Below are 19,011 nucleotides of genomic sequence, written 5' to 3'. Positions count from 1 at the left end.
TGAAAACCCGTCAAGAACGGGGACCGCCGTCCGCTCCGCCGGGCCCGTCCGGGAGACTGGCCGCCGACGGGCCGTCATCCGGCCCGCCGACGACGATCCGTCACCTGACCCTGGCCGAGAGGAGGAACCGCGATGGCCGGAACGACCCGCCCGGTGATGAGCCGTGAGGAGATCGACCGTGCACTCGCCCGGCTGGGCGCCGAGCGCGACGCGGTGGAGGCGGCGCTGCTGGCGCTGCAGGACCACCCGGGCCGGCGGCTGCTGGACGGCGCCGAGCTGACCGGTCGCACCCGCGAGCGCTGGGCGGTGGCCGAGGGCGGAGTGGCGCTGCTGTGGGCGCTGTTCGACCGCTACGCGGAGGCGCTGGCCTCGGCCCGCGCGGTGCGCTCCCGGCGCGCCCGGCCGGGCTCGGCGGAACTCGCCGAGCTGAGCGAGCTGCTGTCCGGCCGCGCGGTGACCGTCTCCGGCGGCCAGCTCCCGGAGGCCGCGGGCCAGTTGGGCAGTCCGGCCCGGCTGGTCGAGCGGGTCACCCTGGCCGAGCTGCTGGAGCGGATGAACGGCTGGTACGCGGTGGTGCTGGAGGTGGTCGGCCCGGTCGACGCGGTCTGGACGGCGCTGCCCGCCCGGATCGACCTGCTGCTGGCCGAGCTCGGCCGGGTGCAGATGCTCGCCGTGTCGGTCGGGGTACGGCCCGGCGCGCACCCGCTGGCCGACGACCTCGCCGAGCTGGCGCAGGAGTTGACGGTGCTGCGGGCCCAGGTGGTGTCCGACCCGCTGGCGCTGTGGCGCCCCGCCCGGGTGCCCTCGCAGCGCGGCCGGGCCGAGGAGTCCGCGGTCGGGGCCTCGCCCGCCGGGGCGGTGGACACCGCGGGCTTCGACCGGGCGGGCCGCCGACTGGACGACGTCCGGGTCGAGTTGGAGGGGCTGCTGCGGCTGCGCGACGAGTCGCACGAACGGCTGCAGCAGGTCGCCGACCTGCTCCAGCGGGCCGACCTGACGCTGGCCGAGGCGCGCCGGGCCCGCGGCGAGGTGCTGGCGAAGATCGCCGCCACCGAGGTGCCCGCGGTGCCCGGTCCGCCGTCCGCGCTGCGCGAGGCGATCGGGCAGGCGGTGGACTACCAGCGGACCGGGCAGTGGCACCGGCTCGGCCCACTGCTGGACGCGCTGGAGGACGCCGCCGCCAAGGAGCTCGCCCGGGCCCGGCACGCGCTGACCGAGGTCGCCCAGCCGCTCGCGGTGCGGGCCGAACTGCGCGGCCGGCTGGAGGCGTACAAGGCGATGGCCGCCCGGCTCGGCCTGGCCGAGGACCCGGAAGTGGTCGAGCGTTTCGAGAAGGCGCGTTGGCTGCTGTGGAGCGCGCCGTGCGACCTGCGGGCCGCCGCCGAGGCGGTGGGCCGGTTCCAGCAGGCGCTGCGCAGCCCGGAGCGGCAGCCCGCGCAGGGCATACAGGACAGACGCCAGGGGGAGGAGTCCGATGGCTGAGGCGTGCACCCGCCCGGAGTGCGGCAGGGAGATCGACCCGGACGGGTACTGCGACGAGTGCGGGCTGGCCCCGGAGCCGCAGGCGGGGTCCGGCAAGGCACCTGACGGGGCGTCGGTTCCGGCGCAGCGGCAGGCCCCCGGGCCGGGGTCGGCGTGCGGACGGGACGGCTGCGGCGGCACCATCGACGCGGACGGCTACTGCGACGAGTGCGGCCTGGCCGCGGAGGCCGCCGCCGCGCCGGTGACCTCCGCGCGCAGCGGCTCCACCCAGCGCTCCGGTTCGGTGCGCACGATGTCCGGCCGGTCCCGGTCGCACCGCTCCGCCCGGACCGGCAGCGGCCGTTCGGTGTCGGTGCGCAGCTCCCGGGGCACCCCGTCCACGGTGCGCCGCGGCAACCTCGGCGCCGGCCTGGTGGCGATCGCCCCGGTGCCGACCCGCGACCCGTCCGAGGCGGTGCTGGCCGACCCGGAGGTGCCGGAGCGCAAGCGCTTCTGCTCCCGCTGCGACCAGCCGGTGGGCCGCGAGAAGGACGGCCGCCCGGGCCGCCCGGACGGCTTCTGCACCAAGTGCGGCACCGCGTACTCCTTCACCCCGAAGCTGGTCCGCGGCGACCTGGTCGGCGGCCAGTACGAGGTGATGGGCTGCCTGGCGCACGGCGGCCTGGGCTGGATCTACCTGGCGGTCGACCGCCGGGTCTCCGACCGCTGGGTGGTGCTCAAGGGCCTGCTCGACACCGGCGACGAGGACGCGCTGGCGGTGGCCATCGCCGAGCGCCGCTTCCTGGCCGAGGTCGACCACCCGAACATCGTGCGGATCATCAACTTCGTCGAGCACCCCGACGCCCGCACCGGCAACACCGACGGCTACATCGTCATGGAGTACGTCGGCGGCAAGTCGCTCAAGGACATCGCCAACGACCGGCGCACCCCGGACGGACGGCGCGACCCGCTGCCGGTCGAGCAGGCCATCGCGTACGCCCTGGAGGCGCTGCCCGCGCTCGGCTACCTGCACTCGCGCGGGCTGGTGTACTGCGACTTCAAGCTGGACAACGTGATCCAGTCGGACGACACCCTGAAGATCATCGACATGGGCGCGGTCCGCCGGCTCGACGACGACGGGGCGATCTACGGCACCGTCGGCTACCAGGCCCCGGAGATCGCCACCGACGGTCCGAGCGCCTCCTCCGACCTGTACACGGTGGCCCGCACCCTGGCGGTCATGACCTTCGACTTCCAGGGCTACGCGGACCGGTGGCAGCACGAGCTGCCCGGACCCGAGCAGGTCGAGGTGTTCGCCCGCTACGAGTCCTTCTACCGCTTCCTGGTGCGCGCCACCGACCCCGACCCGGCGCGCCGCTTCGCCTCCGCCGAGGAGATGGCCGCCCAGCTCACCGGCGTGCTGCGCGAGGTGCTCAGCCTGCAGGACGGCCGGCCCCGGCCCGCGCTGTCCACGCTGTTCGGGCCCGAGCTGCGGGTGGTCGAGACCGAGGGCGCCGAGGGCGCCCTCCCGGCAGCGGCCGCCGCGCTGGCGCTGCCGGTGCCGCGGGTCGACCCGGCCGACCCGAACGCCGGGTTCCTCGCCACGCTGCTCGCCACCGCGCCCGGCGAGGCGCTGACGGCCCTCCAGGCGGCCGGCGCGGACTCGGTGGAACTGCGGCTGCGCGCGCTCCGCGCCCACCTGGAGCTCGCCGACGCCGACGCGGTCGCGCAGACCCTGGACACCCTGGAGTCCGAACACCCCGGCGACTGGCGGGTGGTGTGGTACCGCGGCCTGGCGGCGGTGGCCGCGGGCCGGCCCGAGGCCGGCGCGGACGCCTTCGACGCGGTCTACGACGCCTTCCCCGGCGAGGCCGCGCCCAAGCTGGCGCTCGCGCTCTGCGCCGAGCTGCTCGGCAACCACGAGGACGCCACCGAGTTCTACCGGCTGGTCGGCGCCACCGACCGGTCCTACGTCAGCGCCGCGTTCGGCCTGGCCCGGGTGCGGATCCTGCTCGCCGACCGGCCCGGCGCGGTCGCCGCGCTGGAGGCCGTCCCGGAGTCCTCCACGCACTACACCGCGGCCCGGGTCGGCGCGGTCCGCGCCCGGCTGCGCGGACGGCCCGCCACCGAGCCGCTCGGCACCGAACTCGCCGACTGCTCGGCCCAGCTGGCGGCGCTCACGCTGGACGCCCGGCGGCGCGAGGAACTCGCCGTCGAGGTGCTCGACTCGGCGCTGGCCTGGGTGCTCGCCGGAGCCGCCGGCAAGCCCGCCACGCTCACCGTCCTCGGACATCCCGCCGCGGAGCGGGAACTACGGCTCGCCCTGGAACACTCCTACCGAGTGTTGGCGCGGTTGTCCGACCGGGCCGAATCGAGGATCGAGTGGGTGGAACGGGCCAACAAGGCCCGCCCCCGGACGTGGGTGTGAACGATGCCGCAGACCGTGTGCCCGAGCTGTACCGAACCGCTTGACCCGGAGGACGCCTTCTGCGGCGGGTGCGGAGCCGACCTGTCCGGCCCGCCGACCGTCCGGGACCTGCCGGTGGTGCCCTCGTGCGCGCACTGCGGCTCCGCCAACCTCGACGACGGCTGGTGCCAGGACTGCGGACACGCCCTGCCGCGTGAACGCGACCACCAGGAACGCGAGTTGACCGGCGTCGCGGCGGTCTCCGACCGCGGCCTGCGGCACCACCGCAACGAGGACGCGTTCACCGTCGCCGCCACCGCCCGCCCCGACGGCAGCCCCGCCGTGGTCGCCGTGGTCTGCGACGGCGTCTCCTCCTCGGACCGGCCCGACGAGGCGTCCGCCACGGCGGTGGACGCCGCCGCCGAGTCGCTGCTGGCCGCCCTGGAGGCCGGCCGCGAGGCCGGCGAGGCGATGCGCGAGGCGATCGGCGTCGCCAACCGCGCCGTCACGGCGCTCGCCCACGACGGCACCCGGGAGCCCGACTGGCGGATCAACTCGCCCGCCTGCACCTACGTCTCGGCGATCAGCGCCGACGGCCTGATCACCATCGGCTGGGTCGGCGACACCCGCGCCTACTGGGTCCCCGACGACCGGGAGGCCGCCGAGCCGTACCGGCTCACCGAGGACGACTCCTGGGCGGCCCGGATGGTCTCCGCCGGACTGATGAACGAGGCCGAGGCGTACGCCGACGCGCGCGCCCACGCCATCACCGGCTGGCTCGGCGCGGACGCCGAGGACCTCGACCCGCACACCGTCAGCTTCACCCCGCACGTCCCCGGCGTCCTGCTGATCTGCACCGACGGCCTGTGGAACTACGCCGAGGCCGCCACCGACCTGGCCGGCCGGGTCCGCGCCGACGCCCGCACCGCGCCGCTGGCCGCCGCACAGGCCCTGGTGCAGTTCGCGGTCGGCGCGGGCGGGCACGACAACATCACCGTCGCGGTGCTGCCGATCGACCCGCGGCCCGCCGGCCACCAGCACGACCACGACCACGACGCGACCCTGCTCGACCTGCCGCTGCCGCGCCCCGCCGGGGGCGGCCACGACGCCACCGTGCCGAACCTGCCGGTGGCCGGCGCGGCAGCCCCCTGATTCCTCTCGACCCTCCGACAGGAGAACTCCGCATGGCCTCGCTGTCCAAGCCCGCCGCGCCCCGGTTCGACGTGGACGTCTTCCAGAACGAGTACCTCGCCGAGGGCTCGCGGGAGGTCAACGCGATCGTCACCGTCACCGCGACCGGCGGCGGCACCTCCGGCGGACGCCCGTTGGCCACCGCCGACCCCGGCCCCGGGGCCGCCGTGGTGATCGTGGTCGACTGCTCCGGCTCCATGCAGTACCCGGCCACCAAGATCCGGCACGCCCGGGAGGCCACCGCCGCCGCGATCGACACGCTGCGCGACGGTGTCTCCTTCGCCGTGGTGGCCGGCACCCACGAGGCCGTCGACGTCTACCCCGGCAACGGTGCGATGGCGGTGGCCGGCGACCTCTCCCGGCAGCACGCCAAGGACGCCCTGCGCAAGCTCTCCCCCAACGGCGGCACCGCGATCGGCACCTGGATCACCAAGGCCCGCCAGCTGCTCACCGCCCAGCCCGGCTCGCCGATCCGGCACGCCATCCTGCTCACCGACGGCCGCAACGAGCACGAGAAGCCCGCCGAGCTGCAGCGCGCCCTGGACGCGGCGGCCGGCGTCTTCACCGCCGACTGCCGCGGCGTCGGCACCGACTGGGAGGTCGCCGAGCTGCGCAAGGTCTCCTCCGCGCTGCTTGGCACCGTCGACATCGTCGCCGAGTCCTCCGGCCTGGCCGACGACTTCCGGGACATGATGACCACCGCCATGGGCAAGCAGGTCGCCGACGTGGCGCTGCGGGTGTGGACCCCCGCCAACGCCCGGGTGAAGTACGTCAAGCAGGTCGCCCCGGACGTCGAGGACCTCACCGAGCGCCGGGCCGAGGCCGGTCCGCGGGCCGGGGACTACCCGACCGGCTCCTGGGGCGACGAGTCCCGCGACTACCACGTCTGCGTCGAGGTCCCGGCCTCCGCGGTCGGCAACGTGATGCTCGCCGCCCGGATCAGCCTGGTGCTGCCGCTGCCCGACGGCGGCGCCGAAGTGCTCGGCCAGGGCCTGGTCCGCGCCGTGTGGACCGACGACCTGGCCTCCTCCACCCGGATCAGCCCGCAGGTCGCCCACTACACCGGCCAGGCCGAACTCGCCGACGCCGTCCGCGAAGGCATGGAGGCGCACCGGGCCGGCGACGTCGACCGGGCAACGGCCAAGCTGGGCAAGGCCGTTCGGCTCGCGCACGCGAGCGGGAACGACGGCACCCTCAAGCTGCTGCAGAAGGTGGTCGACGTGGTCGACGCCGGGGAGGGTACCGTTCGGTTCCGTAAGAACGTGAGCGCGGCCGACTCGATGACTCTCGAGACCCGATCGACCAAGACCGTGCGCGTGAAGAAGTGAGCCGGACACCCTGCCGGATCCGACCCGCTGGAATGGGGATTTGATGCCGATCTGCCCTAGGGGACACGAGTCACAGGCAGAGGACTGGTGCGACTACTGCGGCTTCCCGATGTCGCCGCCGCCCGGGCTGCCCATCCCCGGCCGCCCGGCCGCCGCCCCCGAGGCACCCGCCGCGCCGCCGTACCCCGGCGGCGGGTACCCGAGCGGCGGGCCCGGCAACCCGCCGCCGAGCACCGGCGGCGGCTACTTCGAACCCCGCCGCCCGGCCACCCCGCCGGCCGGCACGCCCACCGGCCCCGGCTCCACCGCGGGCGGCAACGCCCCCGGCCCGTTCGGCGCTCCCCCGCCCTCCGCCACCGCGGGCCTGGTCACCTGCCCGATCTGCCGCACCCCGCAGACCGGCCGGTACTGCGAGGAGTGCGGCTACGACTTCAACCTCGCCACCTCCACCGCCCGCCCGCCGACGGCGCCCCCGCCCGGCCAGCAGCCGCCCGGCTACGCCTTCCCGCCGTCCGCCGCCGCGCCGCCGGCCGCCCCGCCCGCCGCGCCCCCGTACGAGAAGCCCTCGTACGAGAAGCCCTCGTACGAGCAGCCGTCCTACGAGCGGCCCGGGTACGAGCAGCCGGCGGGCTACGAGCCCGGCGGCTACCGGCCGGCCGGGCCCGGCCCGGCCGCTCCCCCGCCGCCGCCCGGCTACCCGGGCGCGCCGTCCTTCGAGAAGCCCGGCTCCGCCGCCTTCCCGGACGGCGACTACGAGCGCACCGGCCCGGTGTACGCCGAGCCGAGCGCGCCGCCGCAGCCCGGCGGCGAGGACTTCGGCACCTCGTTCCGGCTCGCCCCGCCCGGCCAGCCCGGCCCCGGCGCGCCCGGGCAGCCGCCGGCCCCGCCGCAGCGCACCAGCTGGGTCGCCGTGGTGGCCGCCGACCGCGAGTACTTCACCGACATGATGACCCGCAGCGGGCCGGAGGCGGCCGGGCTGTTCTTCCCGCCGTACACCCCGGAGCGCCGGATCCCGCTCACCGGCCGCGGCCAGCTGCGGATCGGCCGACGCAGCCAGAACCGCGGCACCGTGCCGGAGATCGACCTGTCGGTCTCCCCGGAGGACCCGGGCGCCTCGCACCAGCACGCCATGCTCGCCGAACAGCCGGACGGCAGCTGGGTGCTGGTCGACCAGGACTCCACCAACGGGACCACCCTCAACGGCAGCCCGGACACCCTGCCCCCGCACACCGCGATCCCGCTGAACGACGGCGACCGGATCCACATCGGCGCCTGGACCACCATCACGATCCACCGCGCCTGACGGCCCGTCATCCGCTGACGCAGCGTCACCACGGCCTCACGGCCCGCCGGTTCGGCGACCGCCGTGGGGCCGTGGTGCGCCCGCCCGCCACCGCTTCCCCAAAATTCGCACAAATTTGCTCGCCACCAGACCGGGAACCCCTACGCTTCGCTCCATGACTGAAGCAATAACCGCTGACGGGATCCGGAAGCGGTACGGGGATGTCCAGGCCGTCGACGGAGTGTCACTCTCCGTCAGGACTGGCGAGTTCTACGGCCTGCTCGGGCCGAACGGGGCCGGCAAGACCACCACGCTGGAGATCCTGGAGGGCATCCGGGAGGCCGACGAGGGCCGGATCGAGCTGCTCGGCATGGCGCCGTGGCCGCGCAACACCAAGCTGCTGCCGCGCATCGGCGTGCAGTTCCAGGCGTCGGCGTTCTTCAACAAGCTGACCGCCCGCGAGACCATCCGCACCTTCGCCTCCTTCTACGGCATCGGCCCCAAGCGCGCCGACACCATGCTGGAGCGGGTCGGCCTGACCGAGTCGGCGGCGGTGCTCACCGACAAGATGTCCGGCGGCCAGGCGCAGCGACTGTCCATCGCCTGCGCCCTGGTGCACGACCCGGAGCTGGTCTTCCTGGACGAGCCGACCACCGGCCTCGACCCGCAGGCCCGCCGCAACCTCTGGGACCTGCTGCGCGACATCAACGGCGAGGGCCGCACCGTCGTGCTCACCACCCACTACCTGGACGAGGCGGAGATCCTCTGCGACCGCGTCTCGGTGATGGACCACGGCAAGGTGCTGAAGACCGGCGCGCCGGCCGCGCTGGTGCGCGAGATCGACGACACCGTCCGGATCAGCGTCGAGTCCGGGCAGCTCCCGGTCGACCGGGCGCGTGAACTGCTCGCCGCCGCCGGGTCGGTGTACACCAACCTGGAGGACGACGGGATCACCCTGGCGCTGTCCACGGACGCGCCCGCGCCGGTGCTCTCGGTCCTCGCCGAACAGGGCGCGCTGCGCGGCCTGGAGGTCCGCGGCGCCACCCTGGAGGACGTCTTCCTCCAGCTGACCGGACGGGAGTACCGGGCATGACCGCCACCACCACCGCCCCCGCCCGCACCCCCGAACCCGCGCCCGAGCCGGGCGGCCAGGAGCGCGGCAACGCCTTCGTCGGCCTCTCCCGGGTGATGCTGGTCGGCTTCCTGCGCGACCGTGGCGCGATGTTCTTCACGCTGGCCCTGCCGGTGATGTTCCTGCTGCTGTTCGGCGTCCTCTACAAGGGCGGCGGCACCTCGCACGTGAAGGTCGCCGAGGTCGGCAAGGTCCAGCTGCTGGACGCCGTCAAGGACCAGAAGGACGGCCCGCTCAGCGCCCTGGAGATCACCTCCTTCGCCAACGAGGACGACGCGCTCGCCAAGGTCCGCAAGGGCGAGCTCGACGGCCTGGTCACCGAGGGCCCCGGCGGCAAGCTGGTGCTCCGCTTCAGCCAGGCCGACCAGGTCAAGGCCGGCACCGTGCAGGGCCTGATGAACGCCCTGGTGCAGACCGCCAACCAGGAGGCCGCGCACACCACCCCGGCCTTCACCCTGGACTCCACCAAGGTCGAGGACGACTCGACCAAGCCGATCCAGTACCTCACCCCCGGCCTGCTCGGCTACGCCATCTCGATGGGCGCGGTCTACGGCGCCTCGTTCACCCTGGTGAGCTGGCGCAAGAAGCGGGTGCTGCGCCGCCTGCGGCTGGCCCCGATCTCGGCGGGCACCGTGGTCGGCGCCCGGGTGCTGGTCAGCGTGCTGGTCGCGCTCGCCCAGACCGCGCTGTTCCTGGTCATCGCGCGGATGCCGTACTTCGGCCTGAAGCTCACCGGCAACTGGTGGCTGGTGGTCCCGCTGGTCGTCTGCGCCACCCTGGCGTTCATGTCGATCGGCCTGGTCACCGGCGCCGTGGCGAAGAGCGAGGAGGCGGCGAACGGCATGAACCAGCTGATCATCCTGCCGATGTCCTTCCTCGGCGGCGCGTTCATCCCGCTCGACTTCGCGCCGAGCTGGCTGCAGAACGTCTCCAAGGCGCTGCCGCTGCGCTACCTGATCAACCCGGCCAAGTCGGTGCTCAGCCAGGGCGGCGGCATCGCCGACGTGCTCCCCGGCATGGGCGTCCTGCTCGCCTTCACCGCGGTGCTCTGCGTCATCGCCTGGCGGTTCTTCAACTGGGACGACGCGTAACCGTCGCCCCGCCCGGCGCGGCTCCGACGGGGGTCGTACACCGAAAGTCCCGGTGTACGGCCCCCGTCGGCGTCTGCGACCATGGACGGGTGACTGACACCGGGCGCGACACCGCACAAGAGGAGACCTTCTACGACCAGGTCGGCGGCGAGGCCACGTTCCGCAGGCTGGTCCACCTGTTCTACCAAGGCGTCGCCCAGGACGAGTTGCTGCGCCCGATGTACCCCGAGGAGGACCTCGGCCCCGCCGAGGAGCGCTTCGCCCTCTTCCTGATGCAGTACTGGGGCGGCCCCCGCACCTACAGCGACCACCGCGGCCACCCCCGCCTGCGGATGCGCCACGCCCCGTTCCAGGTCGACCGGGCCGCGCACGACGCCTGGCTGCGGCACATGCGCGCCGCGCTCGACCAGCTCGACCTCCCGGCCGACGCCGAGCGCCAGCTGTGGGACTACCTGACGTACGCCGCCGCCTCGATGATCAACACGGCGGGCTGAGCGACACCCTCCACGGGGCTGCGGAGTCGGCCCTCCGGTGCGACGGCCAGGCCGTCAGCGCACCAGCTGGGCCGTCAGCGCAGCGGGCTGAGCCCGAGACCCGCGCCGGGGGCGGCGGCGGTGCGCAGCGCGATCGAACCGGCCGGGGCGTTCAGCCGCAGCCAGCCACCCGCCCGGTGCACGGTGAGCGGGGCGCCGGGGCGCAGGAAGCCGATCACGTAGGCGGCGTGGGCGGCCCGCAGCGGAAGTTCGGCGACCGCGCCGAGCGGCCGGGACCAGATCTCGTCGGCGATGCCGTCCAGCACCTGCCGACCGCGGTGGTGCTCCGGGACCTGCTCGGTGCGCTCCTTGAACTCCCGTACCGCGGCCAGCACTTCGGGCATCACGGCGTCGACGGGCGGTTCCGCGAGCAGCTGCCAGCCGGAGCGCGGGGGCAGCATCCCGGCCCAGGCCGGGCCGGTGACCGGCGCGGGGACGCGGACCGCGCCCATCGCCTCGTCCACCGACTCCAGCAACTGCCCGGCGGAGACGGTGGCGTCGGCCGGGTGCTCCAGGCCCGCCAGCCGGGCGGTGCGCACCGCGAGCACCCCGGAGGTGCCCAGCGGCAGCCGTCCGAACACCGCGAGCACGCCCGCGCCGTCCGTGCCGGGCACCGCCTGCAGCCGGACCGCGGCGGCCCGGTCGAGGCGGAGCAGCCGCCCGAGGAAGGCGGCCAGGTCGGCCGCCTCGCCGGCGTCGGCGAGGTCGAGGCGGGGCTGCGCGGTCACCGGGGGCTCAGCTCGTTTCGTGAAGCGTCGTTCGGGCGTCGTCGTTCAGGCGTCGTTCAGGCGCTGCGGGCCGTCGTGCCGTCGTGCCGTCGTGCCGTCAGGCGGCGACGCCGGCCGGCTGCTCGTCCAGGAAGCGGCTGAGGAACTCCCGCTCCACCGGGCTGATCCGGCGCGGCCGGCCCTCGGCGAGGTTGTAGGGGACGACCACGGTGGAGGCGGTGACGTAGACCGTCTCCCGGCCGTCCTCGTCGACGTCCTTGATCTCGTAGGAGACGGTCAGCGAGGCGCCGCCGATCTTCGTCACCCAGGTCTCGATGGTCACCGGGTACGGGCGGTGCACCAGCGGGCGCTTGTAGTCGATCTCGTGACGGGCCACCACCGAGCCGCCCGCGAACTCCCCGGCCCCGGCCTCGGCGGCCTGGGTGAACATGAAGTCGATCCGGGCCTCCTCCAGGTAGCGGAGGAAGACCACGTTGTTGACGTGGCCGAAGGCGTCCATGTCGGACCACCGCAGGGGGCAGGCGTAGATGTGGCGGGCCACGGGTGTTCTCCTCGCAAATCAGATTACCCGTAAGTAACTACGTAGCTTACGGGCCACGGCCCGGCCGTCCGCCGAGGGGGCGGCCGACCGGGCCGGTGCTTGCCGTCGGCGTCTCAGCCGCGGGTCAGCTTCTTGTAGGTCGCGCGGTGCGGACGGGCCGCATCGGCGCCCAGGCGCTCGATCTTGTTCTTCTCGTAGGACTCGAAGTTGCCCTCGAACCAGAACCACTTGCTCTCGCCCTCGTAGGCGAGGATGTGGGTGGCCACCCGGTCCAGGAACCAGCGGTCGTGGGAGATGACCACGGCGCAGCCGGGGAACTCCAGCAGCGCGTTCTCCAGCGAGGACAGGGTCTCGACGTCGAGGTCGTTGGTCGGCTCGTCGAGGAGCAGCAGGTTGCCGCCCTGCTTGAGGGTGAGCGCCAGGTTGAGGCGGTTGCGCTCACCGCCGGAGAGCACGCCGGCCGGCTTCTGCTGGTCCGGGCCCTTGAAGCCGAACGCGGAGACGTACGCCCGCGACGGCATCTCGACCTGGCCGACGTTGATCCAGTCCAGGCCGTCGGAGACGACCTCCCACAGGGTCTTCTTCGGGTCGATGTTGGAGCGGGTCTGGTCGACGTAGCTGATCTTGACGGTCTCGCCGACCTTGACCGAGCCGCTGTCCGGCGTCTCCAGGTCCTGCAGCATCTTGAACAGCGTGGTCTTGCCGGCACCGTTCGGGCCGATGATGCCGACGATGCCGTTGCGCGGCAGGGTGAAGCTGAGGTCCTCGATCAGCACCTTCTCGCCGAAGGCCTTGTTGAGCTTCTCGACCTCGATGACGACGCTGCCCAGACGCGGGCCCGGCGGGATCTGGATCTCCTCGAAGTCCAGCTTCCGCATCTTGTCGGCCTCGGCCGCCATCTCCTCGTAACGGGCGAGGCGGGCCTTGGACTTGGCCTGGCGGCCCTTGGCGTTGGAGCGGACCCACTCCAGCTCTTCCTTGAGCCGCTTGGCGCGCTTGGCGTCCTTCTGGCCCTCGACCTTCAGACGGGTCTGCTTGGTCTCCAGGTAGGTGGAGTAGTTGCCCTCGTACGGGTAGGCGCGGCCGCGGTCGAGCTCCAGGATCCACTGGGCGACGTTGTCCAGGAAGTACCGGTCGTGGGTGACCGCGACGACGGTTCCGGGGTACTTCTCGAGGTGCTGCTCCAGCCAGTTCACCGACTCGGCGTCGAGGTGGTTGGTGGGCTCGTCGAGCAGCAGCAGGTCGGGCTGCTCCAGCAGCAGCTTGCACAGCGCGACGCGGCGGCGCTCGCCACCGGAGAGCTTGGTGACCGGCCAGTCGCCGGGCGGGCAGCCCAGCGCGTCCATCGCCTGCTCCAGCTGGGCGTCCATGTCCCACGCGTTGGCGTGGTCCAGGTCCTCCTGGAGCTTGCCCATCTCGTCCAGCAGCGCGTCCGAGTAGTCGGTCGCCATCAGCTCGGCGATCTCGTTGAACCGGTCGAGCTTGGCCTTGGTCTCCTTGACGCCGTCCTGGACGTTCTCCAGGACCGTCTTGGACTCGTCCAGCGGCGGCTCCTGCTGGAGCATGCCGACGGTGAAGCCCGGCGAGAGGAAGGCGTCGCCGTTGGAGGGCTGGTCCAGCCCCGCCATCATCCGCAGCACGGTCGACTTACCGGCGCCGTTGGGGCCGACGACGCCGATCTTCGCCCCGGGGAGGAAGCTGAGCGTCACGTCGTCAAGGATGACCTTGTCGCCGTGTGCCTTGCGCACCTTGCGCATGGTGTAGATGTATTCCGCCACGTGAGATCGCTCCGGCGTCGTCGTGAGTAATCGGCTTGCAGCCTTCCATTGTGCCGTAAGGCGTAGTCCGCCCCTAACGCCCGCATCGGGCGCAGCGGCGGACCGGCGGGACGGGGCTGCGCCGTCCCTGTCATGCGAACGGCCCCGCCTCCGGAGTGCGGAGGCGGGGCCGCGCCCTCCCCGGCGGGCTGCCGGGGAGGTTCAGCGCACCGTTCAGGAGCTGCGGCTGTGGCGGCCGCGGCGACGCAGGCCGTAGACCGCGGCACCGCCGGCGATCACCAGCGCGCCGGCTACGGCGGCGGTGATGCCGGTGCCCATGCCGCCACCGGTGGAGGCCAGCTGCGGGCCGGTCGGGCTCGGCGACGGGGTGGAGGCGCTCGGGGTGGCCGGCGGCAGGGTCTGGCTGTCGGTCTTGCAGTTCAGCACGCCCGAGAAGGTCTGGCTGAACTTGCCGGGGCCGTTGATGGTGAAGTCGTACTTCTGGTCCTCGGCGACGGGCAGGACGACGTCCTGGGTGCCGCCCGGCTTCACGGTGACGGTCTTGCCGCCGACGGTGAAGGTCCAGTCCTGGTCACCCTTGTTGGTGGCGGTGATGATGACCGCGCCCTGGGCGCAGTCGACCTTGGCGGTGGCGGCCGGGATCGGGCCCTTGGGCGCCCAGGCCACGGTGGCGAGGGCGTCGACCTTGACCTTCTCGCTGCCGGCCAGGATCAGCGTCTGGCTGTGCTTGCCGTTGTCGTCGCCGACGAAGGCGCGGCCGATGCCGACGGTGGACTCGGCGCTGGCGTTGACCGTGGCGGTGCCGGCCGCGGCGCCGGCCGGGACCTTGGCGAACAGCTGGTCGCCGTTGTGCGCGGTCTTCACCGCGGCGCCGTTCTTGTCGACCAGGGTGACGCCGGCGTCGGCGCCGTTCTTGTCGAGCGCGACCGCGACGTCCGCGGCGCCGCCACCGGTGGTGACGGTGATCGGGCCGACCAGCTCACCGCTCTTGCCCGCCACCGAGGCCGGGTTGAGGGCGAGGCTGGGCTTCGGCTCGGCGGCGCCGCCGTTGGCCTCGGCCTGGGCGATCAGCCAGTCGGTGAGCTTCTTGGCCGACGCGTGGTCGTCGCTCTGCTTGACCGGCACGTTCGGGTCGGAGAAGTGCCAGATCGCGATCTGGGTCGCCGCGGCGGCGTCGTCCTTGGTCAGACCGGGGATGCCGGACGCCTTGGACAGCGCGGCCTCGTCGAGGTTCGGGAAGGAGTGCTCGAGGATCCACTGGATCTTCGGGCCGGCCTTCGCCTTGACCTTCTCCGGCTGCGAGAGCGACGTGGAGGCCCAGTCGGTCTCGTGGTAGGTCGCGTCCTTGAGCGTGTCGTTGAGCAGGTCGATGCAGTAGACCTGCAGCGTGGCGTCGCTGCCCACCACCCCGAGGGTGAACTGCCCGGCGGTGACGGGCAGCCAGCGGCCGGGGCGGACCTCGTGCTCGACCTTCTCGCCGTAGCGGATGCCGCCCTGCAGCTTCGCGGCCGTGACGCCCGACGTGCCGTCAGCCGCGGCCGCCGTACCGGCTGTGAGGAGACCGGAACCGACGGCCAAGCCGGACGCGAGCATGACAGCAACAATGCGGGAGACGGCCCGCCCCTGCTTGTGGAACATGTGCGATCCCTTCGGGCGGACGGCTGCCGAGAGGGCAGCCCGCCCCTGCAAAGCGGCACCCCCTGTGGCACCGCTGCACGTGTGTGGACCAGACGCATCCTATTGACGCGATCCCGCCACTAGCCGCCCGTAGCAAATCAGGACGATTTCGTAGCTGTTTCGTTATCAAGGAGCGGATCATGAAGGCGAGTTGATGAGTCGACATAAAGTCACCGCGCACCGCCCGCGGCAATCAGGATTGCACTCCCCGGCCCAGGAAGTGCCCGGAATCCGTCAGTTGAGAACCTCCCGGGTCACATCCGAACCTCCCGCCCCGGCGGCACCCGCCGCGCCGCCACCGCCCGCCGCACCGGGGCCGGTTGACGCCCCGACACCGGCCTGCGCCGTGCGGCGCGCCTCCACCGCCGCGACGATCCACTCCGGCACCGCCTCCTGCACCAGGACCGGCTTCGCCTCCACCGCCCGCCGGAACATCGACGTCCCACGGGCCAGGTCGTGCCCCACCGATCTGGCGTCGATCTCCACCTCAGTCCGCCGACTTCCCTCCTCACCCCACTCACGCACCCTCAACCGCCCGCTCACCACCAGCGGATCGCCCTTGCTCACCGAACTCACCAGGTTCACCGCCAGCCAGCGCCACGCCACCACCGTCACCCAGGTCGTCTCGCCGTCCGCCCAGTCGCCGCGCTCCTTGTCGAAGCGGCGCTCGGTCGCCGCCAGGCGGAAGTTGGCGACCGGGACACCCGCCGGGGTCTCGCGGTAGGTCACGTTCGACGCGGCATTGCCGACCATCGTCACCAGGGCCTCGCTCATTGCGACTCTCCGTTCTCCGGCCACACACCGCCGGTCACCGATAACGCCGGCGGAATTCCCGCCGCGGGAAGATCCTCCGGCGGAGCAGGAATTCGAGCCAGCCACTTCTCCGGGCCTGTGGACAACTCCGGCCTGTGGAAAAGCCGGGTAACTCGCAGGAGTGAATGCGGGACGATTTCCGTCCGAATCCGATCACCCTGACGACGTGTCCACGACAACGAACTCGCACGCCAGGAGGCGTGCCGCCCGCCGCGCAGCCGTCCGCCGGAAGCCGGGCGCACACCGCGATGACACTCCGCGGCCACCCGCGAAACCCCGAACGAGTGCCCGTCGGGCCGTCAGGTCCAGGTCATCCGACCGAAGGAACCCCGAATCCCGCCCCCACCCGCCGCGCACCGCGGGGGATTGTCCGCGTCGAATCCATAACGGGTGGGGCGACAGCCCCGTAACGACTGCACAACGTCCGGCTCCAGGACCCCACAGAGCGCTGCGCACCAGCCCACTACCTGCGATTATCGGACCGCCCCACGGAGGTCGACACACCGCGGTCCGGCCTTCGAAGTCCAGGTGGCGGAACTGAACACCCGTATCCTGTCCCGGAACATCCCGTCCCGGCCCAGGCCCGGCAAGCGGGCCGACGTCACACCCGGCCCCCATAGCTCAGCGGATAGAGCACCCGCCTTCTAAGCGGTAGGTCGCAGGTTCGAATCCTGCTGGGGGCGCACACGCCCGCCCGCGGTCCACACCCCCACCGCGACCCCGCACCCCGCTCGCGGCACTGCACGCGCGACCGTGACACCGCACCCCCGCTACGAACCCCCGCCACACGGCCACCGCCCCACGTTGCTGCCGACCCATGCGGCCGCCGACCGGCGACGCCGCTACCGCGCGCCCGCGGCCAGGTCCGCCAGGAAGGCGTCCAGCAGGGCGCGTTGGCGCTCCGGCGGGAAGTCGGCGGGGGCGAACAGGGCCTGCACGACGAGGCCGAGCGCGAAGGACTGGGCCTCGGCGGCCAGGTCGGCGGCGTTGCGGGTGGCGGGGAGCTCGCCGAGGGACTGCGCCTGTTCGCACAGCGCGGTCATCCGCCGGCGGGCCCGCCGGTAGCGCTCGGCGTGGTCGGCGGTGAGCCCGGGGTCGGCGAGCGCGGGGTCCCAGGAGCCGACCCAGATCCGGTTGCCCGCGGCGCTCTCCGCGTCCAGCGGCAGGATGTCGAGCAGCACGGCGCGCAGCATGGCGAGGCCCTGCGCGGGGCCGACCTCCGCGGTGGCGGGGCGGTCCCGGTCCGCGTGCTGCCGGTCGAGGACGTCCAACGCGTGGGCGACCAGGGCGCGCTTGTTGGGGAAGTAGTGGGTGAGCAGGCCGGTGGAGGCGTCGAGTTCGGCGGCCACCGCGCGCAGGGTAAGTCCGCCGAAGCCGCGGGCGGCGAGCACCCGCCAGACCGCTTCGGAGACGTCCCGGCGGCGGGCTTCATGGTCTCCACGGGCTGGCGTCATGGGCGCTAGGGTACCTTCCAAACGTTTGTTATGTACGTCGAAGGGGGCACTCATGTATGCCGTTGCGCTCACCCAGGACGCCGAGCTCCGCCCGCTGGAGCCGTGGCAGGCGACCGAGTTCCTGGAGCACATGGACCGGGCCCGGGCGAACACCGACCCGTGGATCCCCTGGGCCACCCGGTCCACCGACCTCGAGTCGGCCCGGGCCACCCTGCAGAAGTTCGCCGACAAGCAGAGCGCCGACAGCGGCCGGCTGTACGGGATCTGGCTGGAGGGCACGCTGGTCGGCGGGGTGATGTTCGTCAGCTTCGACGCGGGCAGCGGCGTCTGCGAGATCGGGGTGTGGACCGAGCCGGCCGCCGAGGGCCGCGGGCTGATCACCGCCGCGGTGCGCCACCTGCTGGACTACGCGCTGGTCGAGCGGGGCCTGCACCGCGCCGAATGGTGGAACACCGCCGAGAACCTGCGCAGCCGCGCGGTCGCCCAGCGGGTCGGCATGACCCTGGAGGGCACCCTGCGCGAGTACACCGAACACCTGGGCCGCCGCCGCGACATGGAGATCTGGTCGCTGCTCGCCCCGGAGTGGCGCGCCACCCGCGACTCCCGCACGAGCCACGAGAACGCGGTCGGCAACGGCGGCTTGGCGTAGATCACATGGTGCCCGGCCGCCGCGCTGTGGAAGGCTGACGGCCTGTCCGACCGAGCTCACGGAGTCCCGATGGCCGAGGCGCCCAGCCCCGCAGACCCCTCCCGGCAGCACCCCGGGGACCGGTCCGCCGACGTCGAACTGCCGGTCGGCACCGAGGGTCTGCGCTGCCTGGTCGGCGCGGACCGGGTGGCGACGCTGGTGCTGGACCGGCCGCACCGGCGCAACGCGGTGACCGCCGCGATGTGGCAGGCGCTGCCGGACGTGCTGGCCGCTCTCGCGGCGCGCGAGGACGTCCGGGCCCTGCTGCTGACCGGCGCCGCGGGCACCTTCTCGGCGGGCGCGGACATCACCGAACTCGCCGAGGTGTACGCCGACCCGGCGGGCGCGGACGCGTACCACGCGCGGAACGTGGCGGCCGAGGAGGCGTTGGCGGCGTTCCCGCGGCCGACCATCGCGGTGATCGAGGGCTCCTGCGTGGGCGGCGGCTGCCAGCTGGCGGTCGCCTGCGACCTGCGCTTCGCCGCCGAGGACGCCCGGCTCGGCATCACCCCGGCCAAGCTGGGCGTGGTCTACCCGGCGGTGCCGACGGTCCGGCTGGCCCGGCTGGTCGGACCGGCCCGCGCCAAGTACCTGCTGTTCTCCGGCGCGCTGGTGCCGGCCGCGCAGGCCGAGCGGTACGGGCTGGTGGACGAGGTGCTGCCCGGCGATCAGCTCGTCGCCCGCGCACGGGAGTTCGCCCGGACGCTGACCCAGCGCTCGCCGCAGACCATCGGCGCGGTGAAGGCGGCGCTGGCGGGTCCGCCGGAGCTGGCGGCGGAGGCGGTCGCCCCGTGGGAGCGCAAGTCCCGGCTGGCCCCCGACGCCCACGAGGGCCTGGCGGCGTTCCTGGAACGGCGCGACCCGGAGTTCTGACTCTCGAGCTGCGACAACCCGGACGATCGACGGC

General features: G+C 73.3%; 16 protein-coding genes and 1 tRNA gene. 11 read left to right on the top strand and 6 right to left on the bottom strand.

All coding sequences use genetic code 11. From position 1 onward, the window contains the following. The first annotated feature begins 132 nt into the window (after nt 1-132). The 8 genes from ACWD4U_RS18100 to ACWD4U_RS18065 all read left to right on the top strand — a co-directional run bounded on the left by ACWD4U_RS18100 (nt 133) and on the right by ACWD4U_RS18065 (nt 10,386). A complete protein-coding gene (locus ACWD4U_RS18100) occupies nt 133-1,482 on the top strand; it encodes a hypothetical protein (RefSeq protein WP_363452832.1) in 1,350 nt (449 codons plus the stop codon). Further along, complete coding sequence (locus tag ACWD4U_RS18095) at nt 1,475-3,889, top strand: serine/threonine-protein kinase (RefSeq protein WP_363452834.1); 2,415 nt, start codon at nt 1,475-1,477, stop codon at nt 3,887-3,889. The genes ACWD4U_RS18100 and ACWD4U_RS18095 overlap by 8 nt, the downstream gene beginning before the upstream one ends. Nucleotides 3,890-3,892: 3 nt before the next feature. Next, nucleotides 3,893-5,020, top strand: a complete 1,128-nt coding sequence (locus ACWD4U_RS18090) for a PP2C family serine/threonine-protein phosphatase (protein ID WP_363452836.1) — start codon at nt 3,893-3,895, stop codon at nt 5,018-5,020. Nucleotides 5,021-5,052: 32 nt separating this feature from the next. Then, on the top strand, nt 5,053-6,387 hold the full coding sequence (locus tag ACWD4U_RS18085) for a vWA domain-containing protein (protein WP_363452838.1): 1,335 nt from the start codon (nt 5,053-5,055) through the stop codon (nt 6,385-6,387). Nucleotides 6,388-6,496: 109 nt separating this feature from the next. Next, on the top strand, nt 6,497-7,690 hold the full coding sequence (locus tag ACWD4U_RS18080) for an FHA domain-containing protein (protein ID WP_363452840.1): 1,194 nt from the start codon (nt 6,497-6,499) through the stop codon (nt 7,688-7,690). Nucleotides 7,691-7,844: 154 nt separating this feature from the next. After that, complete coding sequence (locus tag ACWD4U_RS18075; RefSeq protein WP_363452842.1) at nt 7,845-8,762, top strand: ABC transporter ATP-binding protein; 918 nt, start codon at nt 7,845-7,847, stop codon at nt 8,760-8,762. Beyond that, nucleotides 8,759-9,892: an ABC transporter permease gene (locus ACWD4U_RS18070; RefSeq protein ID WP_363452844.1), complete on the top strand. Its 1,134-nt coding sequence runs from the start codon at nt 8,759-8,761 to the stop codon at nt 9,890-9,892. The genes ACWD4U_RS18075 and ACWD4U_RS18070 overlap by 4 nt, the downstream gene beginning before the upstream one ends. 89 nt (nt 9,893-9,981) lie before the next feature. Further along, nucleotides 9,982-10,386 (top strand): globin, encoded by a 405-nt coding sequence (locus tag ACWD4U_RS18065; protein ID WP_363452846.1) that lies wholly within the window; start codon nt 9,982-9,984, stop codon nt 10,384-10,386. A 74-nt stretch (nt 10,387-10,460) separates the two neighbouring features. On the opposite strand, the gene ACWD4U_RS18060 is transcribed toward ACWD4U_RS18065, so the two are convergent. The 5 genes from ACWD4U_RS18060 to ACWD4U_RS18040 all read right to left on the bottom strand — a co-directional run bounded on the left by ACWD4U_RS18060 (nt 10,461) and on the right by ACWD4U_RS18040 (nt 15,923). After that, nucleotides 10,461-11,153, bottom strand: coding sequence for a hypothetical protein (locus tag ACWD4U_RS18060; RefSeq protein WP_363452848.1), 693 nt, complete (start codon nt 11,151-11,153; stop codon nt 10,461-10,463). A 97-nt stretch (nt 11,154-11,250) separates the two neighbouring features. Then, a complete protein-coding gene (locus ACWD4U_RS18055) occupies nt 11,251-11,694 on the bottom strand; it encodes an acyl-CoA thioesterase (RefSeq protein ID WP_363452850.1) in 444 nt (147 codons plus the stop codon). Between the two features lie 113 nt (nt 11,695-11,807). Then, nucleotides 11,808-13,472 carry an energy-dependent translational throttle protein EttA gene (gene ettA, locus ACWD4U_RS18050; protein ID WP_363452852.1) on the bottom strand — a complete coding sequence of 555 codons (1,665 nt, stop codon included), beginning with the start codon at nt 13,470-13,472 and terminating at the stop codon, nt 11,808-11,810. A 213-nt stretch (nt 13,473-13,685) separates the two neighbouring features. Continuing rightward, nucleotides 13,686-15,110 (bottom strand): Cys-Gln thioester bond-forming surface protein, encoded by a 1,425-nt coding sequence (locus tag ACWD4U_RS18045; RefSeq protein ID WP_363452854.1) that lies wholly within the window; start codon nt 15,108-15,110, stop codon nt 13,686-13,688. Between the two features lie 273 nt (nt 15,111-15,383). Then, nucleotides 15,384-15,923 (bottom strand): single-stranded DNA-binding protein, encoded by a 540-nt coding sequence (locus tag ACWD4U_RS18040; protein WP_363452856.1) that lies wholly within the window; start codon nt 15,921-15,923, stop codon nt 15,384-15,386. A gap of 649 nt (nt 15,924-16,572) precedes the next feature. On the opposite strand from ACWD4U_RS18040, the gene ACWD4U_RS18035 reads away from it, so the two are divergent. Next, nucleotides 16,573-16,645 (top strand) — tRNA-Arg (locus ACWD4U_RS18035). A 159-nt stretch (nt 16,646-16,804) separates the two neighbouring features. Here the strand turns inward: ACWD4U_RS18035 and ACWD4U_RS18030 are convergent. Further along, a complete protein-coding gene (locus tag ACWD4U_RS18030; RefSeq protein WP_363452858.1) occupies nt 16,805-17,416 on the bottom strand; it encodes a TetR/AcrR family transcriptional regulator in 612 nt (203 codons plus the stop codon). 52 nt (nt 17,417-17,468) lie between these two features. Between ACWD4U_RS18030 and ACWD4U_RS18025 the strand changes: the two genes are divergently transcribed. Beyond that, a complete protein-coding gene (locus tag ACWD4U_RS18025; protein ID WP_363452860.1) occupies nt 17,469-18,065 on the top strand; it encodes a GNAT family N-acetyltransferase in 597 nt (198 codons plus the stop codon). A 69-nt stretch (nt 18,066-18,134) separates the two neighbouring features. Further along, on the top strand, nt 18,135-18,977 hold the full coding sequence (locus ACWD4U_RS18020; protein ID WP_363452862.1) for an enoyl-CoA hydratase/isomerase family protein: 843 nt from the start codon (nt 18,135-18,137) through the stop codon (nt 18,975-18,977). Nucleotides 18,978-19,011: the final 34 nt, after the last annotated feature.

The sequence above is a fragment of the Kitasatospora sp. NPDC002522 genome, from assembly GCF_053595195.1.
This window is presented reverse-complemented; position numbering and strand designations above follow the sequence as displayed.